Raw genomic sequence first — 22684 nt, forward strand, 5'->3', positions numbered from 1 at the left:
AGTATTAACATAACCCTCTATACTAACTGTGGTCACTATTTTTCATTTTTTTGATTATTCTCTAAGAGATCCTTATTGATAATAGGTATACTTCCTAATATTGATAAGCCCAATAATTTTTCTACATCGCTTTCTGTTTTTATTGTTTGATCTAAAAAATGTAATGTGAATGAAATAATTACCCCAACAATCATACCTATTATTAAACTTATTATTAAATTCAATATCGGAACTGGAGAAGTAGGAGAAATATTATCCGAGACTTGAGATTCAGATAGTATACTTACATTGTCAATATTCATGATTTCAATAACTTCATTTTCAAATACACTTGCAATAGTATTCACTAAGTTTGTAGCAACTTCCGGACTTTGATCTTCGACAGTTAATGTTACTACTTGCGACTCTTCCTCTGCAGAGACTGTAATTTGTCCTTGTAATTCGCTAACAGTTTTGCTAACATCTGTTTCTTCTATAACACTATCGAGTATAATAGGACTAGTCATAATTACGTTGTATGTATTAATTAGCTCCCTATTGGACTGTAATTCTGTGGTAGTTAACGGTTGTTCAACATCTTGTGTTTGATTAATAAGGATTTGTGTCGTGGCTTGATATTGAGGTGTAGCTATAAAAAATGTATATACTGAACTTAAAATTAAAATAATTATAGTTACACTTATTATAAGGTTAGACCTCTTTTTTAAAATTCTAAAAGCCTCTTTAAAATTAATGTTTTCTTCCATTACTTCCTCCATCTGATAATTATTATTTTCTAGCAGTTTCTTAGTGCCTTAAAAGATTTTGATTTAATTCGAATTTATTTTATCATCATGTAACTTACATATTTTCAATGTTAATAAAATAAGTACTATATTTAATATTGCTCCTGCACTACTAAATAATGCGATTGATATTAGATCATTTTTCATATAATAGTAGCTTATAAACATTACAAACGATTGAACAAGCATCGTAATAATTGTAAATTTCAATAGAAAAGATTGAGCTGATAAAACTGGAAGTGTTTTTAAACTCGGTTGACTTGAAAACATGAAGTAAGTCCATAAGGAAATCCATCTCGCATATTCTCCAGCTCTATACCAATCCTCTCCAAAAACAAAACTGAATAATACAGGACCAAATAAAATAACAGTTCCAAAAGGGATAACACCTATTATTAAAAGTCCCATTGTAGCTTTACTTAACAATATAGTTAATCTTTCATTATTTTTGGCTCCTTCTGAAATCCTCGGATAAAAAACATCTCCTACAGCTTTACCTAGCAGTTGAGAAGGTAAAGCAAGAACTGTTTTCCCTATGGAGTAGAACCCTACTGCAATAGGTCCAAAGAAAGTAGTTAGCATTATAATTGGTAAACTTTGTGTGACACTATCGACTAAAACTTCTGGAGCGCGATACTTTGGAAAATCTTTATATTTCTTAACCAACAGCCGCATACGTTTGAATTGATTCCTATTGGCAAGAATATTTTTTTTGAAATTTTCATCATATTTCATTGCTCGAAATAAAAGCACTACAGACATAATACCATTTCCGAAAGTTGCTATAATAATTAATATGACTGCTGAAGGAGTGATTAACCCTCCACCAACCTTAGTTCCGTTCATCATAATTGATTGTAAAAAAGTTATTTTAGCTATCAAATTGAAATACTTTTTCCTTATAACCCATTGATTCATTACTTGGAACATAGCTGAAAATACAATTACTAAAGGTATTAAATATAAATAGGGGGCAATGACATCAATCTGTAAAATATTAACTAAATCTCCCTTAAATAGAACCAGTATTAATATTAGTAGTACAGAAATTATCAAAGAAATAATGATAGAAATTTTGCCTAATAAAATAGCATCCTTGTCTTTTTTCGGGAGAACTATTGACACAGGATACGTCAGCGCAGCTACTGGAATGACAATATTAACCACTGCCATAAAAACCCCTAATATACCATAAGCTTCTGGCCCATAAATTCTAGTAATGATAGGAGCAAAGGCCAATGTGATTATTTGGGCGGCAGCTGTACCTGTTGCAACGATTAATACATTTTTAACAAAATTTCTCTTCATTAACTTTTTTAACTTGTACATGCTTATATCTCCAGACATTTGGATATCTTCCAAAATGAATAAGTACATTTAAAAACATAAAAACAAAATTTTATTTATTTTTAAAATCATACAATAATTGACTGAAATTATTATAGTATTCTGAACGATCATATTTCTCTATTCCAAAAGAAGCATTTTTACCCATTATTTCTCTCAACTCTTTATTATTAATTAATTTTTTTAAAGCAATACTAATATCTTTGACTAACTCTCCATGTCTATTCAAAATAATAGCAAAAGAATCATCGACAAATTCTGGTATTCCACCAGAATCACTTACTATTAGAGGTAAACCACTTGCTCTTGCCTCTATTATAACTAAACCTGCAGCTTCCGGTCCTATAGAGGGCATTACTAACATATCGCTTATAGAATATACTAAAGACATCTCATTATAATCAACATAACCTGTAAATATAATACTTTTTTCTATATCTTTTATTGAACTTTTCAATTTTCCTGTAAAGGTATCTTCTGAATCGGATCCATACCATGAAGAACCTACTACTAATAGCTTTACATGACTACAAGTTTTTAATATTTCTCTATAAGCCTGAATAAGTTCTTTAATTCCTTTGTTCTTATTAATTCTTCCGGAATACAAAATTATGACATCTTCATTTTTGATACCTAATTTTTTTTTGAAATTTTTAGATTTTGAGGTGTTCTTATTGTTTAAAAATTTTTTTGTATCGATACCGTTATAAAGAGTAGCTATCTCATTATTTTCACTATACCAATTCAAAGTTTCTTTAATATAATCACTTACTACAATTATTTTATTAGATTTATTTAATATTTCCGAATTTCTTCGATTAAATGTATGCAAATAATCATTATGAACATGTTGAACGATTTTTCCTTCTGCAATTTCATTTAAGGGTATTGCATATTCCGATTTGTTTTCTATTATAACTAAGTCAAAACTTTCCTCTTTCAAATCTTTAATTACTGTATTTATAAATTGATTGCTTACTTTACATTTAAAATATCTTTTTAAGACATATCTAATAATTCTATTAACCTTATACTTTTTAGTACTAGTGTTAATAAATTTGAATTTTGATTTTTTGTAGAATCTAGATTTATACTCTGCTTTCTTATCGAATATACTATAAATAACTAATGAAAAATGATTCTTCTTCTCATTTTCTTCATAAAAATGTTCTATTAGGTTTTCTGTTGCCCCCCCTTTTACTGGAGGTACTGGCAAAACACCTGCAGATATTATAGCGATTTTCAATTGTTAACATCACCTTACTTTTATATATTCATCTTTATATATTCATTCTCAAGTTTACTCGCTGCAGATTTTATTTCAAAACCATTATCAATAATCAATTTTGAAATATTTTCTTCAATATTTCTATTTATATTTTCTTCCAAATGATTAGCCCATACTACTAGAGACTCGTTTAGAGAGATAGTGTCCACTAAATTAGAAATAATAACCTCTTTTGTTATAGTTTTTGAAATAACACAGTTTACTCCCATCGCTTGAGCTTCTATTAAAACTATTCCTAAACCCTCATATAACGATGGAAATAGAAACACATCAAACACTTGCATTAATTCATTAACATCTGATCTTTCCCCTAAAAATGTTACATTATTTACTAAATTTAATTTTTTCACTTTAGTTTTTATTTCATTTTCAAGAGGGCCTTTTCCTACAAGAATTAAATGGTAGTTTTCATTGCGATCAACTAAATTTTTAAATACGTCTATTAAAAACCGATGGTTTTTTTGTTCTGAGAAATGACCAATATGTCCTATTATATGACTATCCATTATATTTAATTCTTTTAATTTTTTATTTTTAAATTCTTCACTATAGTTAAACTTATTAACATCGATAGCATTTTTTATTATTTTTATTTCGTTTTGTTTTTTTGAGCTTTCACCATATAACCACTCTGAGGCAATATATGAACAAGCAAACCGGTGGGTTGATAATAAATTAATAAAAAAACGAAGAATTTTTTTTATCATTTTTTTCAGTAGGTTTTTTTCTGGATAATTATTATGACTATGAGATATTCTATTAGTTATCCTGTTTTTAAAAGACAGTAGTAAGGCATGAATGTTAGCAAAGTTATAGTGTATATGTATTGTGCTGTAATGATTTTTTTTTAAAACTTCATCGAAGTTTCTATAGTAATTAATTTTTTCTTCTAAATTACCAATGTAAAATATTTTTCCACCTGCATGAAATATTTCTTTATCATAAGTTCCTTTCTCCTCCACTATAAAATCAAATTGCACTTTTTTTTTGTCAATGTGTCTATAATAGTTCATTAGCATTGACTGAACTCCACCCATATTCATGCTACTAACAACATGTAGTACTCTTAACGGTTTGTTCATACGATAAATCCTTTCTAAATTAACTATTTTTATTTTGTTTATTATAAATAAACACAAAAGTTAATATAAACCACAATTCTGTATTTATCATATAAGTTCCACTAAACATTAGCATTGTCAATGGATATATAAATAAAATCATTAAAATACGATTTTCTTCATCCCACCTAATCATGCGAAATAGTTTATTAATTATGGCTATAAAAAATACTGCAACAAAAATCAGGTAAATTAAACCGCCGTTTAAAAGAACTTCTAAGACAATATTATGAGGATAACCACTTACATTCCAAAAACCATAAAGACCATAGCCAAAAAGCGGATTATCTCTTATTAAATTAATGGCACTAATATATACAATATCTCTATTTGATGAACCTTCCCAATTTAAACCAGTATCAAGGGAAATAAATTCTATAGTTCTCATATATCCGTTATAAAATAATTCGTTTTCTAATAAGTTTGGTAAAGCAATTAAAACGCTAACTACAAAAACCGAACCTATCATTGATAGTCCACCTATTTTTCCAACCTTACGACTTTTAAAGACTGAGTACACTAAGAATAATGTATATATGGAGAAAAGAATGATTCCCCCTCTGCCTCCAGAGATAAATATACCTAAAAATTGAACAAATATTAACATCAAACAAATAAAATAATACAACTTACTTTTAAATACTTTAAATCTAACATGATTATTTCCATAAAATAAAAAATATAAGTTTAACCCGAATGCTAGTGCAGCCATATAAGAGGCAGATTGATATGTAGCTCCTCCCATTGAAGTAAAAGAAGTACCTTGTACTAAAGGTAGTATCGATGTAATTACTACTGACACACTTAATGCTAACATCAATACTTCAAACCACTTGATAATATCTTTAAGTAAGTTTTGCTTTTTAATATAAATTGCTGCATAAATCGAAGGAACCGTCCAAATTAAAAAATAAAGAAAATATGTTGTGGCTGTTGAATTAAAATCACTATTTAAATAAACTTCCCATAAAAACAATGCAAATATAATAAATGGAAAGAAAATAGCTAACAATTCTCTTTTGTTCAATAAAGCATTTTTTAAAAATACATATTTGACAAATAAAAATATATTTAATAACGCTATAATAATTACATATGCGATGTAAACTTGGCTTTCTTCAATTCCTTGATATTCATATCCAATAATTGAAGACAACACAAAAAATAAATTAGCACTCATCATTCCAAATATAGGAATTACTTTATTCAACCCTCTCTCTCCTCTGTAATTAATTTTTCAACTAATATATCAACTATCTTCTCAGAAGCTTTTCCATCACCATAAGGATTACTAGCGTAACTCATTGCGTCATAGGTTGACTTGTTTTCAATTAATAATTTAAAGTTATTATAAATATTTTCTTCGTTTGTTCCTACTAATTTTAAAGTTCCAGCCTCAATGCCTTCTGGTCTTTCCGTAGTGTCTCGCATAACTAACACTGGTTTTCCAAGGCTAGGGGCTTCTTCTTGAATTCCCCCACTATCTGTTAAAATTAAATACGATTCAGCTAAAAAATTGTGAAAATCCACAACTTCTAAAGGTTCAATAATTTTCACTCTAGTATTTCCTCCGAGCACTTGTTTCGCAATTTTTCTTATAGTAGGATTCATATGAATCGGATATATTACTTTTATATCTTTATGTTCTTTGACAATTCTTTTTATAGCTCTGAACATATTTTCCATGGGTTGTCCAAGGTTTTCTCTTCTATGAGCTGTAATCATAATTAATTTACTATCTTTAGCCCAATCTAAATGTTGATGAGAGTATTCATCTTTTACTGTAGTTTTTAAAGCATCAATAGCGGTATTTCCTGTCACAAAAATTGATTCTAACTTTTTACCCTCATTAATTAAGTTTTCTTTTGACTTCAATGTTGGCGCAAAGTTGTATTTTGCTAAAATGCTAACTGATTGCCTATTAAACTCTTCAGGATAAGGAGAATTAATATCATGAGTTCTTAAACCTGCCTCAACATGGCCTATAGGAATATTTAAATAGAAACAAGCCAATGCAGTTACAAATGTTGTAGAAGTATCGCCATGCACTAAAACAATATCTGGTTTAACTTCTTCAAGTACGGCTTTCATTTTCTCTAATATCCTTATTGTTACATCAAACAAAGACTGATTTTCTTTCATTATCAATAGGTTGTAATCAGGTACTACTTGAAAAGCATTTAGTACTTGATCTAGCATTTCTTTATGTTGACCGGTTACACACACAAAGGTATTAAAATCTTTTCTTTTTTTTAATATATTTACCATTGGACACATTTTGATTGCTTCAGGTCTAGTCCCAAAAGTAATTAATACTTTCTTTTTCAAACCATCACCCCTCTAAAGTTTATATACTTTTTTATTTTCTTTTTTATGTACATTTTTTGTATCAAGGATTAGTTTATTATTCAGTACGTCGAGCTTATCTTTTATATGATCGTGATTTACCATCAACACTAAAATTTCAATATCATTCATAAAAAGCTCAAATTCTAAATATTGATTTTCAACAATTTTTTCTTTTATTAAGGGATCATAAACTTTTACTCCAAAAGCTAAATGTTCGTCCATTTTTTGTAGTAATTGTAATGTAGGGCTTTCTCTAACATCATCAACATTTTCTTTATAAGTTAGTCCATATAAACCGACTTTAGTAACGTCTTTAATATCATTTTCCAGCATTATATCTCTTATCCTACTGAGTACATGGTTAGGCATAGAATCATTTATTTTTCTTGCTGTCATAATTAAATTCGTTAAATCTGGATAATCACCTACTAAAAACCAAGGATCTACAGAGATACAATGCCCTCCTACCCCAGGTCCAGGCTGTAATATATCCACTCTCGGATGCTTGTTGGCAATATTGATTATTTCGTAAACATCCATATTATCTTCCCTGCAAATTTTTGCTAGTTCATTGGCAAAAGCTATATTAACATCTCTATAAGTATTTTCTATGACCTTGGACATTTCTGCTGATCTTATATCGGTTATAACGATATCTGACTTGCAAAAATTAGCATATAAATTCTTAATTTTTTTTCCGATCATTAAGTTATCTACGCCTATAGTTCTAGAGTTATGCTCTAATTCATAAATCATCTTACCTGGAGTTATTCTTTCAGGAGCATGAGCTAAATGAATATCTTTACCTATTATAAATCCTCTTTTTAAAACCTCCGGTCTAATATACCTATCTATAGTCCCTGGAGAAATGGTTGATTCGATTATTATGATTGCTTCTTTAGGGCATACATCAAGTATATTATTAACTGCTGAAATAACATATTGAGGATCTAATTTTTTATTCTTTTTTAAAAATGGAGTAGGTACTGCAACTATATATATATCAGTTTCTTCATATTCATTTTGAAACTTTATATTATTATCTTTTGCTTTTTTAAATAGTTCACTTATCCCTTTTTCTTCAAATAGTATTTGGTTGTTATTTAAGGAATCAATTACTTTTTCATTTTTATCTGTACCTATTACTTCGATACCTTTTGTTGAAAACATAAGCGCTGTAGGCAAACCTATGTAACCCAAACCAATAATATTGATCATATATAACCCTCTTTTAATTTTTTATGTTAAATCACTTTTTAATTTTTTTATTTGATTTTTATATTCTCTGTTGGACAAATCATTTGATATTTCTTCATTCTTTGAGAGCGGGGAAGTTTCTACAATTTTTTTTAAAATATCAGCTGCTTTCCTAATGTCGTTTTCATCGTACAAATTACTTTTGTCAATTACACGCTCTATGTTTGATTTGTGGTTTTCCATAATAACTGGTGATCTACAAACTTGTGCATGTATTGAACTTAATGTAGTTTCTTTAGGGTAAATACAAATATCACTTGCCGAGTAATACTTTCTAAGTTCATTAAAGGGTTTAGCATCATCGACAACAATTTCGATATGGTTACTAACTTTTTTTATTTTTTCATTAAATTTTTTCATATATTTATCATCTTTTGGACCAATAAAAAGTAATTTTATTTTTTTTGAAAATATATAATTCTCACCGAGTTCTTCGACTATATCAATAATGAGATCTGGTTTCTTAAAATCATTAAATTTTCCAATGTAAGCTATTACAGTATCACTATCAGAGTAATTATATTTTTTTCTTATATTTATTCTTTCATTATGATCATAGTACATGACTTCATCATTATAACCGTGTAATAGAAAATCTATTTTGGATTCTTTTATTCCTATTTTTTGTAAATATTCATATTCTTCTTCACCAAGGGCGTATATCTTATCGTATTTATTACTTCTATTAATAATTGAAGCAAATAAATAACTATAGACTAAATAAAAAACTTTTCTAAATTTATTTTGTGAAGCTACCCATGACATATGACAATCACGAACTACTTTATACTGTGATGATTTGAAACTCCAAAGTCTAATATCTTTAAAGTCTCCTATTCCATGAAGAAATAAAATGTCTGGCTTAATATCATTTATTGTTTTATTCAAATTCTTTAAAATTAATCTAGTGGATAATTTGAATTTAGAATTTAATCTAATTACTTTTACATTCGTTACTTTTTCAAAATGTTGATCTTGTTTTTCATCTACGGATTTATGAAAAGGTGACATATCATTAGAAGTTATCAGAAATACTTCGTCTTCACTATCTTTGTTAGCATATAACAATTCATTTACTTGATATCCTGCTAGTGGATCAAAATAATCTTCTACGTGAACTATCCTCATTTTTATTTCCCTACTTCTTCATAAAGTTTAATGTATTCTTTGTATGTTTCCCTTTTGTTATACCTTTCTCTTGCGCGATTAATAAGTTCCTTTTTTTCAAAAGTTTTTTTATTTTCTTTTATATTTATTATTTCTTCTAATAGCTTGCTTGTATTCCCCTTCTCTACTATAATTCCAGTTTTTTGGTCAATACATTCAATACTACCGCCAGTATTAAATGTTATGACTGGAGTTCCACATGCTAAAGCCTCAACATTGGTAAGTCCCATTACTTCTTCCAAAGTAGGGTTAACAAATACATCTGCACTTGCATATATATCTGCCAATTCCTCGATACTATCAGTTTTAGAAATACCAATAATATTTGCGGGTAACTTTTTCATTTGATTTTTGGTTAAACCTACCAACACTACAATATCATTTGAAGATATTTTTTTTGATAACTCTAAAAAATGATGTAATCCTTTTCTTTTTTCCCAAACACTCGCTACTCCTAATATTAAGAATTTATTTTCAAGATTGTTATTTGTTCTAAAATTATTTGTTGTTGGACGAAAACTTTCTAAATCAATTCCATTATTAATTACCATCACCGGATATTCCTTTAAAAAAGAGTATTTAACTAAATTAGCTAACCATTCAGAAGGAGTTACTATAGTTAAATTATTTACGTTTGAAAAAATATCTTTCTTATCAGAAAAATTTCTTTTCGAATTATCTATAACTCTACTTGTAGGATAAGACTTTTTTTGAGGACATTTTTCGCAATTCACTTCCCATTTATTACATTTAATATAATCAAAATAAGCACAATGACCTGTAAATGACCAACAATCATGCAATGTCCAAATAACAGGTTTATCAATTTCTTTAATAAAATCAAACAATAGCTCTATATTTAAATAATAACCATGTAAGTTATGTAAATGAATAACATCCGGGTTAAGTTCTTCCACTTTTTTTAAAAATTGCATTGTTGCTTGTCTTGATCCAAAGCCATGTCTATCAAAAACTCTAGTTTTTGCTACATGTTTATAATTATCATATTTACTGCCTATTTTAATAGTTTTTTCTGCTTTTACTGCAAGACCTCTTCCAAAAGCAATATAACTATCGTGGTTATATTCTTTAAGTAAAACTTCTATATCAGTAGCTATTCTCCCAGTACTTCCTGTTCCGCAAACTGTATTGATTTGAAGTATTTTCAAAAAAAGTCTCCTTTACAATTTATTAGAATTCACTTCATTACTTTTAGGTCACTTATTATTTTCCAATCAAATAATATTCTCTCAAAATCTTTATCACTAATGCTTGAACCTGTCTGAACTTCAATAAATTCTAAATCAGTTATGCCTTTGATTGCGTGTTTTTCTCCTAAAGACAACTGTATTATTTCGCCTGCTGTTACTTTAGTTACTTTTCCGTCTACGATAAGTTCTCCTTCTCCCTTAACTATCGTCCATACTTCGTCTCTAAAATTGTGATAATGATAACTCGAATTTTTACCCTGTAGTATGCAAATTCTTTTAGTAACCATTTCTTCACCACTGTCATATTTAGCATAATCCAAAACTCTGGACCATCCCCATGCTCTTTCTTCATACATCGGTCTTTGATAATGGTCACTCATTACTTCTTTTACTTTAGGGCTGGAAGCTTTGTCAGTTACTAAGATCCCCTCAGGGCTGGCTGCTACTACTACATTATTTAACCCCATAACTGTTACTGATATGTCTAATTCATTTATTAAGTGTGTATTGACTGAATTGCTGACAATTCCTCTTCCTATTTGTTCTGTAGCCATTTCCTCTGTTAAAGTATTCCATGTCCCTAAGTCTTTCCAAGATCCATCGTAGGTTACAGCTATTGTATGTTTAGCATTTTCAACTATTTCATAATCAAAACTTATTTTCTTTAAGCTGTTATAGGATTCTGTTAAATCACTATAATTACGTGATATATTTTTATCTTTTAATATATTCATTAGATATCCTAATTTAAATGCAAAAATTCCAGTATTCCATAAAGCCCCATGGTGAATGAGTAATTCTGCTGCTTCTTCTGTAGGCTTCTCTTTGAATTCACTTACTGTAAAATAGTTATTATCGGGGTTATTGCCTTTAGGAACTATATAACCGTATTTGCTTGAAGGATAAGTAGGCTTGACTCCCATTAATGCAAGGTCAGCGTTTGATTGGTTTAGTACACTTTCTATTTCACTCATTTTTATAAAGAATTCATCATCTACATAAGCGTCTACTGGCAGCACAACTATCGTTTCTTCATTAGTTGATTTACTAATGGAGTATAGATATGTGGCCGCTAGTGCGATTGCAGGAAATGTATCCCGACGTTCCGGCTCAATAATTAAAGGAACATGTACTCCAATTTGATTGTGTATCATATCTCTTTGCATTTTAGATGTTGCTATGACGGTATCCTTTGTTAAATTAAGTCTTTCCAGTTGGCTCCAGACTCTTTGTACCATTGATTGTTTATTTCCGTTCTCATCCTCTAATACTTTCAAGAATTGTTTAGACCGGGTATCGTTAGAAAGAGGCCACAGCCTTTTTCCGGAACCACCGGAAAGTAATACAAGCTTCATAAACGCTCCCCCTTTCTTGATTTTTCAATATTTAATCAAACATAATGTTGGCAGTGACATTATTCTCCACTTTTTTCATATCTTCTGTAACCATAATTTCTACCAACTCTTCAAATGATGTGTTCGTAGGATTCCAACCTAACAGTGATTTTGCTTTTGTTGGATCTCCCAACAATTGATCTACCTCTGATGGCCTAAAGAATCTTGGATCCACATCTACTACAATTTCTCCTGTAGCTTTATTTGTACCATACTCCTGTGCATCTTTACCTGACCATTCTATTTCTATTCCAACTTTAGAAAACGCTATCTCTACGAACTCTCTTACGGTGTGCATTTCTCCCGTAGCAATCACAAAATCTTCCGGTTTACCATGCTGCAATATGAGCCACATGCATTCAACATAGTCTTTTGCATAACCCCAATCGCGCTTAGAGTTTAAGTTTCCTAAAGATAATTTCTTCTGTTTCCCTTGTGCTATTCTTGCAGCAGCAAGCGTAATTTTTCTAGTTACAAATGTCTCGCCTCTGCGTTCCGATTCATGATTGAATAAAATACCATTTACCGCAAACATATTATAAGATTCCCGGTAATTTTTGGTAATCCAGAAACCATAAATTTTTGCTACACCATATGGAGATCTCGGATAAAAAGGCGTTGTTTCTTTTTGTGGTACTTCCTGTACTTTTCCGTAAAGTTCTGAAGTAGAAGCCTGATACACTCTAGTACTTTCAGTTAAACCAAGTATACGAACTGCTTCTAATATGTTTAATGTACCTGCAGCATCCACATTTTGTGTATACTCAGGCATTTCAAAAGAAACTTGTACATGAGATTGGGCTGCCAGATTATATATTTCTTCCGGTTTAATTTCACCAATAACACGGATTATATTTGTCGCATCTGTTACATCGCCATAATGAAGGTGAAAATGTTCGTGCCCTACTATATTTTCCAACCGATCTTGGTTATAAGAAGAGCTCCTGCGAATTATCCCGTGGACTTCATACCCTTTTTCTAAAAGAAATTCTGCTAAATATGACCCATCTTGACCAGTAACACCTGTAATCAATGCTTTTCTCATGACACCCTCCGAATAAATTAATTATTTATAGACGCTGCTTCATTTTCTACGAACCACTGATACGCTTTTTCCAGCCCTTCATTTAATGAAGTATCTGCTTTCCATCCAAGTGAATTAATTCTTGTTACGTCAACTAACTTTCGCGGTGTGCCATCGGGCTTTGAAGTATTAAAGGTCAACTCTCCTTCAAATCCTACAATACTTTTAATTTTTTTTGCAATTTCTTTAATAGAAATATCTTCACCAACACCAATGTTTACAATCTCATCGTTATCATAGTTATTCATAAGGTACACGCAGGCGTCAGCCAAATCATCTGAATATAAGAATTCTCTTTTAGGAGAACCTGTTCCCCAAATCTCTACTGAAGAAGATTTATTTAACTTAGCTTCATGAAACTTTCGAATTAAAGCAGGTAAAACGTGAGAAGTCTCTAAATCAAAGTTGTCGTTCTCCCCATATAAATTTGTAGGCATAGCTGAAATATATTTAGTTCCATATTGTCTATTATAGGACTGACACATCTTTATGCCTGCAATCTTAGCAATAGCGTACGGTTCATTAGTAGGTTCCAATTCTCCAGTCAGAAGGTATTCTTCCTTCATAGGCTGGGGTGACAGCTTTGGATAAATACAAGTGCTTCCCAAAAACAATAATTTCTCAACATTGTTTTGATAAGCTGCGTCAATAACATTTGTTTGGATCATTAGATTATCGCGAATAAAGTCCGCAGGGTATTCATTGTTAGCTACAATACCGCCTACTTTGGCTGCTGCTAAAAAAACATAATCAACTTTTTCTTCTGCAAAGAAGGAATCAACTTGGTTTTTATCTCTTAGATCAAGTTCACTGCTCGTTTTGTAAACTAAGTTTTGATACCCTTCTATTTTTAATTTCTTTAAAATCGCTGAACCAACAAGCCCTCTATGACCGGCTACATATATTTTTGAATCTTTATTCATACTGCCCACCCCTTCATTTTTTAGAAATGAATTCTTTAACTTTTAAGCCTTTATAACCCATATATTTTAGTAGGCTGAATTTTCCGCCGTTCTCATTAATAGCCTGTTTCATTTCTTTTGTAATTGTTATGGTACTCTTTATACCTGAACTGCTTACGCCACCTTGTCTCATTATTACCAGGCTTCTGTTTAAATACTTACTCTGCACATTATGATTTTCCAATAAACGGTACATCAATTCTACATCAGCTGCGATTTTAAAATCTGTTCGATATAAACCGTGCTTTTTATATAACTCATTTTTACAATAGAATGTAGGATGAGCGGGTGTCCAACTTTTTTCAAACAACCCTTTTTCAAAAGAGCGCGAGGTCCATTTTCTAGTTACTTTATCGGTATTTTGAAAATCAACATATTTTAAATTTCCATATATGCAATCTATATTTTCATTCTTAAACTCTTCCGCCATAGCTTGTAAAACATTATCATCATTATAGTAGTCATCTGAATTAAGAATTCCTACTACCTCTCCAGTGGCCATCATAATACCTTTATTTATAGCATCGTAAATACCTTTATCTTTTTCCGAAATCCAGCGTAGCTGTATATTAGGATATTCTTTTGCTTTTTCTTCGTACTTCTTAATCAAGTCAACTGTTCCATCTTTAGAAACACCATCTACAATTATGTATTCTATATTATCGTGTGACTGAGAAAACACTGATGTGAATGTATCTTCAATAGTATTTGTACTATTAAAAGCTACCGTTATTACTGAAATCTTCAAATCTAACTTACCTCCACATTATGCTCATTTTTTATCGCTCTGTTGCGACTAATGTTTCATTGAAACTTCTAATTTGATAATTTTCTTTATAAAAGCTCATGCCGCTATCATACACTAAATTGCCGAACAGTTTATTCACTGTTGGGACATTGCCTATCATCTTATTAATAATAGGATTACACGCCTTGGTTAGCCAAATTTTTTTCTCGTGCATCTCACTAATTGTTTTCACCATTTCACTTGTATTCACATACTCTTTATTTTGCGGAAAGAATATGCCGGATTCTTCATTTACTATCATTAATCGGATAAATTCGCTTAAATGATCAATGTGCAGCATGCTGCGCTGGTTGTTTATGTTGGGAAACACTGGCAGCAGCTTGGCTGCTTTAGCGAGCTTAGGGTAATTTCCTTTTGAGTTTCTTCCATAAATCATTGGTGGTCTGATAACTACTACATTAAACTGGTCATCTCCTAATGGAATGATGCCTTCCTCTGCCTGAAGCTTGCTGCGGCCATAGAAATTACTTGGCGTTGGCACTGTACTGCGATCAATGACTCTTTTCTCAGCCGTGCTGTCGCCGTATACGATAATACTACTCATAAAAATAAACTGCTTTACTCCATCGTTTTTTGCTTTTTGGGCTACATTTATTGTTAAATCGCGGTTTACTTTATAATATTTTTCTTCCATATTAGGATCTGTTGATACGTGCGCAATGCCGGCGACGTGGAACACTACATCGTACTTGGAAAAGTCTTTTTCTTTCCACTGGTCGTCTCGTACACTTAGCGTTTCTATGTTGTATTCATCAGGATAGTTACTCAGCCACTCGGTCAGGCTGTTTCCTATATAACTGTTTGAGCCTGTGATAAGAATGTTCTTCATTTCGGTGTGCTCTCCTTGCCTGCGTCATCTTTAGCCTTGCCTTCGACAACGCCGTCGCTTTTTAATACGCTGTTGATCGTGCCCAGGAAACAGCGGATATCCATTAACGGACCCATTTTCTTTACGTATTCGCCGTCCAGTCCGGCTTTCATATCAATCGGCAGCTCATCGCGTCCGTTAATCTGTGCCCATCCGGTAAGACCGGGCGGCACGTCGTTGGCTCCGTATTTATCGCGTTCTTCAATCAGATCATACTGATTCCAGAGCGCAGGGCGCGGGCCGATAATACTCATGTCGCCTTTTAAAATGTTAATAATCTGTGGAAGTTCGTCCAGGCTTGTTTTCCGGAGAAACTTTCCGCTCTTCGTAATAAATGCTTCCGGGTCCTGTAGCATATGGGTTGGCATGTCTTTAGGGGTATCTGAACGCATCGTTCTGAATTTCAGTATGTAGAAGTGCTCTTTATGAAGGCCAACCCGCTTTTGTTTAAAAAACACAGGTCCTTTTGAATCTTTCTTGATCATTACGGCAAGTAGCACTATATACGGCCATAGTACGACCAGCGCACAAAAAGAGAGGCTGACATCGATCAGCCTTTTTATTTTAACGTACATCGGGATATTCCACTCCTTGATGAATGTATGTATGCTTATTGTTTAATTTCTTGATATTCTTCCAGCATTTTCCTGTAATTGTATCTAAACACCAAGCTATTGTCCCACTTTCGTTCTCTTTATTCAAGGACATATCTAAAAATGGGCGTTGTTTTTTTCACGCAGAGACAACCCGGACAGGTACAGAACCAACTGTTCTCCTGTCCAGGCTGCCTGGTGTATTAAATCAGGCCGAAGCGTCTTTTGCGCTTCCTGCGGCTGATATGTTCGGGCTTATCGACCAGCACCGTTTCATTTTCAATAACGGCGATGGCATTGTTTTTGAATGTGTCGACAGCGCTGCGGCCGAATTCTTCTTCTATCAGCTCATATGCTTCTTTGAGTACAAATGGATTGCTTTCCACGTCGCTCGCGCTCGTCGCGATAAAATGCGCCAGGTTCGATTCCAATAAGCTAAAGCAGAACTGCTGCAGGTCTCTGCCGTACTCGCCGATTACAGCGCCTGCGTTCAGCTGAATTAACGCGCCGTTGGTGGCGAGCGTATACAGCTGGTCCGGCTCTTTAATAAATTCCATTACTTTATCGGGATTGGCAATAATCGGCCGGTATCCTTTTACCTGTAGATCATAGAAGACATTTTTACTCAGAAGCGGCACGGCATGCTCCGGGAATTCCAAAAGCACATAGCGGCTATCGCATAAAGGAATAGCGCGGCTTTCCGTCAGTTCCGCCATAATGTCTCCGTTCAGACGGATCTCATGGCCGGCCCTGACGTCTACGCGGATATTCTCCTGATTCAGGCGTACATTCAACTCTTTAACCTGCTGCTGAATGGCAGCCCCGGTGTGATAGCTTCTTCCATCATTGTGATGAGGGGTCGCTACTATCGTATGAATGCCCGATGCTTCCGCCTGCTGAATCAGCGCAACACTTTCTTCGATCGTTTCCGGTCCGTTATCCAGCCCGGCCAATACGTGCGTGTGAATATCAATCATGTGTATGACCCCCCTCTAAATTGGTGGAGATGTACTATGTCATGATAATCGCGTGCGTTTTTGCTTTATATCTATGTGTTTTTTTAATACGTATCAAAAATGCCTGATATTCACTATAGTATACTTTTTACCTATTTTAAAGTGCCTCTTGTACTAGTACATGCTTTTCATTTCGAGTGAACCAATACTTAGTACCTCCTCTTTTTTCACAAAATTTAATAAAGCACTCAGCAACACAACCCTAAATACCCTGCAGGTATAGGATTTCCGCATAAGAAAAACCGCCTTTCAGAAAAGGCGGCCGGATTGTTATTTAGAAAACCATTTTCGTACGGCGTTCAGCCGGCTTTCTTTAAAAGGTGGATACATGACCGATGGGGAAAACGGGCTTTTGTTTTTCAAAATGCTCTTGTAGTGGGTGAACGTGTCAAAGCTTGCCTTGCCGTGGTAGGAGCCGATGCCGGAATTGCCAACGCCGCCGAACGGCAGGTTCGGGTTGGTCAGATGCAGAATCGTGTCGTTTACGCTGCCACCGCCGAAGGAAAGCGTAGTAAGAATATGCTCCTCCACGGTTGGATTGTTCGTAAACAGATACAGCGCAAGCGGCTTGTCGAAGGAACGGACAATGTTAACTACTTCGTGCAGGTTGCTGTAGGTGAGAATCGGCAGAATCGGTCCGAACACTTCCTCCTGCATCACCGCGTCTTCCATCGTAACGCCGGTCATAAGCGTCGGCTCGATATACAAGTCTTCCCGGTCGCTGCGTCCGCCGTATACGACCTTTTCCGGATCAAGCAGCTTCTTTAGACGCTCCCAGTGCTTGTCGTTTACCACACGGCCAATGTCCGGGCTTGCCTGCGGGTTCTCGCCGTAGAAGTCACGGATCTTCGCTTTCAATCGGGCGACGAGTGCGGTCTGCAGGTCTTCGGCGACAAGAATATAGTCCGGTGCGATACACGTCTGGCCGTTGTTCATGCATTTGCCCCAGATAATCTTTTCTGCTGCTTTATCAAGATCGGCATCTTCATCGATAATCGCCGGGCTCTTGCCGCCGAGCTCGAGCGTAACCGGCGTCAGGTTCTTCGCAGCCGCCTGCATCACAATTTTGCCGACCGGGGTGCTGCCGGTAAAAAACATATAGTCAAACGGTGCGTGAATCAGCGCCGAGGTCGTTTCTTTTTCTCCTTCTACAACGGTAATGTAGGCCGGATCAAAGTATTCAGCAATCATTTTCCGAACGACTACGGCAACATGCGGCGTAAACTCGGATGGCTTCAGTACGGCAGTGTTGCCGGACGCCATTACTCCGAGAAGAGGCTCGATCAGCAGCTGAAACGGGTAGTTAAACGGGCCGATCACAAGAACGGTGCCATACGGCTCCGGGTAGATCATGCTTTTCGAACCGGTCTGCACGATCGTTCCCTTCACTTTTTTCGGCTCCGCCCATTTGGGCATTTTTTTCTTCATATCTTTTAGACTCATCCGCAGCACACCGATTTCGGTAAGGTACGCTTCAAAGGCAGGCTTGCCGAGATCCGCTTTCATCGCTTCAATAATCTGGTCTTCGTATGCTTTAATCGCTTGTTCCAAAATGTTCAGCTGGCGCAACCGGAAGGCCGTGCTTTTCGTTTCGCCTGTATGAAAGTAGGCCTGCTGGGTATCGAGAATCTTCTGTACATCGGTCGTTTCCATTGTCTGCATAAAGTGTAATCCCCTTTTTCCTGTTTTTGTACTAGTACCCGAATGATGCAGGCGTTAAGCGTGGGGACGGCGTTTAAGACACATTCCTCCGGCTGCAAGATAAAGTACGGATGGCAGAATGGACGCGCCTAACGTCACGAGAAGCAGTCCGATTCCCATGCCGATCAGCCAATACCCGGTTTTTTTCGCATTGGCGCCGATCATAGGGAGCACCATTACCGCGAGCAGAAGGGCTGCGATGTTGGCGGCAAGGGTCACCCCATCTGCGGGCCAAATGCCATACTCCCCGGAATGTCCGCCTCCACTTCTGTCAGCATCCACTGAAAGCCGGCGGAAAATACCGCGAGTCCGTGCAGGATCATTGCTATAATAATAAGCGTGCGTTCTATCGTTCGTTTCATGGACTCCCTCCCCTATTCTTCCTGTACTATACCGGATGAGAAGTGCCTTGATCAAGAGAGCGCTTTCTAAAATAGAACGCTATATAATGGAAGAAACTAGTACCGGAACGTGCGGCATTTTCCTTTTTTATAACAAAAGGAAACAATATGTCAATACTGGTGAAAGTCGCTTATGTTTCTGCCGATATAACGAAAAAGACGTTAATGGACGTAGAGAGTATGGGGCGAAGTGTATGACAGGTGAATGGATTTATTCTGCATTGTTCGAGCAGCTGACCGAACGGCCGTGGCTGTTTCTCGTATGTGTCCTGGCGCTGATCGCTGTATTGATCAGCTTGACCATGCTGCTCAGCCGGGAGTGGTTTCAGGAGCGTCACAGAAAATGGCTGTTTGCGTTTCACGATATGTATGAGCAGTCGATAGACTGGACCTCGGATGCGGCGGCTGTACTTAATCGGAACGGCACAATTTTAATGTGGAACCGGGCTGCCGAAGAGCTGCTTGGCTATCCTAAAGAAGACATGCTCCACAACAAAGCTACGTTTCTTGCATCCGGGGATCGCCGCCGTATTCCAAAGACTCTGGCAGACTGTACGGAAGAAAGACTGATCCCGCTGCAGGCACAACACAAGGACGGCAGCCTCATAGATATACTGATTTCTCTTCAGCCGCGGGAGCATTTCTATACCGTGATTCTTCGGCAGGATATTCCAGCATCGGTTTCCAGAGGAGCTGTACAGCAGATAGATACGGATCCCCTTAACGGACTTCCTAACCGGGCTGCCCTGCTTCTGTATCTTGAAGAGCAGACAACGGACAACGCTTCCCCTTTCTCTGTATCACTTCTATCGATTGATTCGTTTCCACGCCTGGCGGAAGCACTCGGCCAACAGCCGTCCGAGACGCTGCTGCTTGATATGACAAACCGCCTGCAGGCGGTCCTGCCAAACGGTGCTTTTCTCGCCCGCTGGAGCGACTGCGATTTCGTTCTGCTTCTGCCTGAAGAAGATGTGTCTCTCGCCGGCCTGTGGGAACAGCTGCGCCAGCAGTTGAAGCAGCCCTTTTCGGTGAACGGCCTCCAGCTGTTTACCCCGCTGTCGATCGGGGTGTGCTTTTATCCGCAGGACGGGACGAATCCCGGCACGCTGCTGCAGCATGCGTATGTTGCTAAAAGGCAGGCCCAGCGGATCAAGGAAACATCCGTGTCCTACTTTGACGCCTCGATGATGAGTCATATTGAACGGCTCTTCAAACTGGAAGCCGATCTGCCGCTCGCACTAGATAAGAACGAGCTCGAGGTATACTATCAGCCGCAGGTCAGCCTCGCCGACCGCAGCATCGTCAGCGCGGAGGCGCTTCTGCGCTGGAACCATCCCGGTCTGGGTCCGATCTCCCCGCTGGAATTTATCCCGATCGCTGAAGAAACGGAAACGATTATTCCGATCGGCTGGTGGGTGATCGATGAAACGCTGCGCCAGTTTAAAACCCTGCAGAAAGCCGGCACACCGGTGCAGCAGATTGCCGTGAACGTGTCGCTCGTGCAGCTCGAACAGCCGGCATTCACAGATCAGCTGGAGGCGCTTCTTCGTTTTCACCAGGTAGAGGCCTCGTGTCTGGAAATTGAGCTCACCGAATCGGTCATGCGGGAGAGCAGCCGGCTCCGCCGCGTGCTCGAGAAACTGCAGCAGATCGGCGTCACGCTTGCCCTCGATGATTTCGGCACCGGCTATTCTTCCTTAAGCCGGCTTCATTCCCTGCCGCTCGACCGCCTGAAGATCGATAAATCCTTTATTGATGACATTGCCGTGAGTCCCTCCGCGTTAAACGTCGTTCATACCGTTGTGTATCTGGCCGAACAGACCGGACTCGACGTGATTGCAGAGGGAGTGGAAACGATCGAACAGGTGCACATATTAAAAGAGTTGAACTGCCTGTTTTACCAGGGCTATTATTTCGCCCGCCCTCTCGCAGCCGGCGCCTTGAAAGAAACCGTCCGCCATTACCAGGTGCCTGGGGAAGTCCCAACTGCCGCAGGTGTATAAACGACAAAAAGCCGCCCCGAAGGACGGCTTTTTGTGTGCCATCTTATTTTCCAAAAACAGGCGGCGACTCCGGCAGACCAGCCACAGGTGAAGCTAAAGAGGTTGTTTTTTCCTCTTTAGCTTAAGGCTCGGCCTGCGGAAAGCGTCCGTCTGAAAAGGCGTTGTTATATTATTCCTGGAATCTTCCTCTCTGGCGGAGAAGCTCGCGATCGAGGCTTTTGTTTTCTTCAAACGCTGCGCGTCCGTGCAGCCAGAACAGGTTGTTCACCATTACCAGGTGTCCGACCGGCAGGTTCAGCTCGGTCACGCTCTTATCCGCTTCAAGGGAGGCGGACATGTCGCGCAGGTATTTGGCTTCTGCAATGGAAGCCGGGTTCGCAAACTGGTCAATAAAGCAGATGCACGGTTCGCCGTTATGCAGGAAGAACGTCTTGCGGTTGATTTCTTCGCTCACGTTCTTGCTTGCCGGTGACTTGTAGAGTATTTCCTTCTGCGCAAATGGGTGATTGGCATAATGATCCAGCTCTGCCCAGTCGTCAAGGTGAAGCAGGCGCGATTCACCGCCGACGGCATTTTCTTCGTGCATTTTCATCATTAAGAGCCAGTCGGTCTGGTCGCCGACGAAGGTTCCGTCCGTATGCATCGTAAACAGGCGGTAGGCCTGGCGCAGATACGAGTCACTTGCATCCGTATGCTTCACGGTAAAGCGGGCATAGTATTTTCCTGACATCGCATCGAAGTTGCACTCGCCTACTAAATGCGTGAGCGCGGTGGAAAACAGCACAAACTCATCGGTGTTCTTGCGCTCTTCGTTCAGTCCGATCGTGAATCCGCCCGTGCGGCGGTCCATCAGAATCGACTGCACCGTTTTCGTGAATGCTTCGCCGAGCACTTCCTGAAGCGCATTGGCTGCGATAAAACGCATGTACGGCACGTATTCCAGCTCCTGCACTTCCACGTGTTTCACTTTATCGAAGAACGCATCGAGCGCTTCTTCTTTAATATCAATATGGTACATCCGGTCGTTCTGGGGATGCTTCTGTATGGACAAATGCTTCGTTTCCTGCGAAAAATCCACGACGTTCTGTTCTGTAATACTCATAATAAAATTCCTCCTTTGGATTGGGTAATACAAAGCCTGATCGTTCCGAGCACACACAAAAAGCCAGCCGGTGCACACGCAAAGAAGCTCATGTGAACGGCTGGCTCTAACAGGCGGACCGGCTCTTCCCTTAACGGAGGAGTCCACGCCTTATTAAACAGCATTATTGGTTTTTATCGTGCACTTACGATTTGGTAAGGATTGCTCCGAATCAAGGTAAGCGTTAC

General features: G+C 36.8%; 21 protein-coding genes. 1 reads left to right on the plus strand and 20 read right to left on the minus strand.

Annotated elements, in window-relative coordinates:
- Positions 1 to 35 precede the first annotated feature (35 nt).
- The 19 genes from AC5W14_RS12470 to AC5W14_RS12560 all read right to left on the minus strand — a co-directional run bounded on the left by AC5W14_RS12470 (position 36) and on the right by AC5W14_RS12560 (position 19313).
- A complete protein-coding gene (locus AC5W14_RS12470) occupies positions 36 to 746 on the minus strand; it encodes a YveK family protein (RefSeq protein WP_496194594.1) in 711 nt (236 codons plus the stop codon).
- Between the two features lie 63 nt (positions 747 to 809).
- A complete protein-coding gene (locus AC5W14_RS12475) occupies positions 810 to 2114 on the minus strand; it encodes a lipopolysaccharide biosynthesis protein (RefSeq protein WP_496194595.1) in 1305 nt (434 codons plus the stop codon).
- 70 nt (positions 2115 to 2184) lie between these two features.
- Positions 2185 to 3378, minus strand: a complete 1194-nt coding sequence (locus tag AC5W14_RS12480; RefSeq protein WP_496194596.1) for a glycosyltransferase family 4 protein — start codon at positions 3376 to 3378, stop codon at positions 2185 to 2187.
- Positions 3379 to 3398: 20 nt separating this feature from the next.
- On the minus strand, positions 3399 to 4502 hold the full coding sequence (locus tag AC5W14_RS12485; RefSeq protein WP_496194597.1) for a glycosyltransferase family 1 protein: 1104 nt from the start codon (positions 4500 to 4502) through the stop codon (positions 3399 to 3401).
- A 19-nt stretch (positions 4503 to 4521) separates the two neighbouring features.
- Positions 4522 to 5751, minus strand: a complete 1230-nt coding sequence (locus AC5W14_RS12490; protein ID WP_496194598.1) for an O-antigen ligase family protein — start codon at positions 5749 to 5751, stop codon at positions 4522 to 4524.
- Complete coding sequence (wecB, locus tag AC5W14_RS12495; RefSeq protein ID WP_496194599.1) at positions 5748 to 6869, minus strand: non-hydrolyzing UDP-N-acetylglucosamine 2-epimerase; 1122 nt, start codon at positions 6867 to 6869, stop codon at positions 5748 to 5750. The genes AC5W14_RS12490 and wecB overlap by 4 nt, the downstream gene beginning before the upstream one ends.
- Before the next feature lie 12 nt (positions 6870 to 6881).
- Positions 6882 to 8108, minus strand: a complete 1227-nt coding sequence (locus AC5W14_RS12500) for a nucleotide sugar dehydrogenase (protein WP_496194600.1) — start codon at positions 8106 to 8108, stop codon at positions 6882 to 6884.
- A gap of 21 nt (positions 8109 to 8129) precedes the next feature.
- On the minus strand, positions 8130 to 9275 hold the full coding sequence (locus tag AC5W14_RS12505) for a glycosyltransferase family 4 protein (protein WP_496194601.1): 1146 nt from the start codon (positions 9273 to 9275) through the stop codon (positions 8130 to 8132).
- A gap of 2 nt (positions 9276 to 9277) precedes the next feature.
- Entirely contained in the window at positions 9278 to 10483 is a 1206-nt protein-coding gene (locus AC5W14_RS12510; protein ID WP_496194602.1) for a glycosyltransferase, read from the minus strand.
- Between the two features lie 29 nt (positions 10484 to 10512).
- Positions 10513 to 11880 carry a sugar phosphate nucleotidyltransferase gene (locus tag AC5W14_RS12515; protein ID WP_496194603.1) on the minus strand — a complete coding sequence of 456 codons (1368 nt, stop codon included), beginning with the start codon at positions 11878 to 11880 and terminating at the stop codon, positions 10513 to 10515.
- A gap of 31 nt (positions 11881 to 11911) precedes the next feature.
- Complete coding sequence (gmd, locus tag AC5W14_RS12520; protein ID WP_496194604.1) at positions 11912 to 12964, minus strand: GDP-mannose 4,6-dehydratase; 1053 nt, start codon at positions 12962 to 12964, stop codon at positions 11912 to 11914.
- A 17-nt stretch (positions 12965 to 12981) separates the two neighbouring features.
- Positions 12982 to 13926, minus strand: coding sequence for a GDP-L-fucose synthase (gene fcl, locus AC5W14_RS12525; protein WP_496194605.1), 945 nt, complete (start codon positions 13924 to 13926; stop codon positions 12982 to 12984).
- Positions 13927 to 13939: 13 nt separating this feature from the next.
- A complete protein-coding gene (locus AC5W14_RS12530; RefSeq protein WP_496194606.1) occupies positions 13940 to 14713 on the minus strand; it encodes a glycosyltransferase family 2 protein in 774 nt (257 codons plus the stop codon).
- 31 nt (positions 14714 to 14744) lie between these two features.
- Positions 14745 to 15602 (minus strand): NAD-dependent epimerase/dehydratase family protein, encoded by an 858-nt coding sequence (locus AC5W14_RS12535; RefSeq protein WP_496194607.1) that lies wholly within the window; start codon positions 15600 to 15602, stop codon positions 14745 to 14747.
- Positions 15599 to 16216 carry a sugar transferase gene (locus tag AC5W14_RS12540; RefSeq protein ID WP_496194608.1) on the minus strand — a complete coding sequence of 206 codons (618 nt, stop codon included), beginning with the start codon at positions 16214 to 16216 and terminating at the stop codon, positions 15599 to 15601. Before AC5W14_RS12540 ends, AC5W14_RS12535 begins: the two co-directional genes overlap by 4 nt.
- 221 nt (positions 16217 to 16437) lie before the next feature.
- Positions 16438 to 17211 carry a tyrosine-protein phosphatase gene (locus AC5W14_RS12545; RefSeq protein ID WP_496194609.1) on the minus strand — a complete coding sequence of 258 codons (774 nt, stop codon included), beginning with the start codon at positions 17209 to 17211 and terminating at the stop codon, positions 16438 to 16440.
- A 309-nt stretch (positions 17212 to 17520) separates the two neighbouring features.
- On the minus strand, positions 17521 to 18912 hold the full coding sequence (locus tag AC5W14_RS12550) for an aldehyde dehydrogenase (RefSeq protein ID WP_496194610.1): 1392 nt from the start codon (positions 18910 to 18912) through the stop codon (positions 17521 to 17523).
- Positions 18913 to 18966: 54 nt separating this feature from the next.
- Complete coding sequence (locus AC5W14_RS12555; RefSeq protein ID WP_496194611.1) at positions 18967 to 19170, minus strand: hypothetical protein; 204 nt, start codon at positions 19168 to 19170, stop codon at positions 18967 to 18969.
- Positions 19167 to 19313: a hypothetical protein gene (locus tag AC5W14_RS12560; protein WP_496194612.1), complete on the minus strand. Its 147-nt coding sequence runs from the start codon at positions 19311 to 19313 to the stop codon at positions 19167 to 19169. The genes AC5W14_RS12555 and AC5W14_RS12560 overlap by 4 nt, the downstream gene beginning before the upstream one ends.
- A 233-nt stretch (positions 19314 to 19546) precedes the next feature.
- On the opposite strand from AC5W14_RS12560, the gene AC5W14_RS12565 reads away from it, so the two are divergent.
- Complete coding sequence (locus tag AC5W14_RS12565; RefSeq protein WP_496194613.1) at positions 19547 to 21355, plus strand: putative bifunctional diguanylate cyclase/phosphodiesterase; 1809 nt, start codon at positions 19547 to 19549, stop codon at positions 21353 to 21355.
- Positions 21356 to 21524: 169 nt separating this feature from the next.
- Here AC5W14_RS12565 and glaH read toward each other — a convergent pair whose 3' ends face one another.
- Positions 21525 to 22460 (minus strand): glutarate dioxygenase GlaH, encoded by a 936-nt coding sequence (glaH, locus tag AC5W14_RS12570; protein WP_496194636.1) that lies wholly within the window; start codon positions 22458 to 22460, stop codon positions 21525 to 21527.
- Between the last annotated feature and the right edge of the window lie 224 nt (positions 22461 to 22684).

This window comes from Sinobaca sp. TMA16-18 (assembly GCF_059510535.1).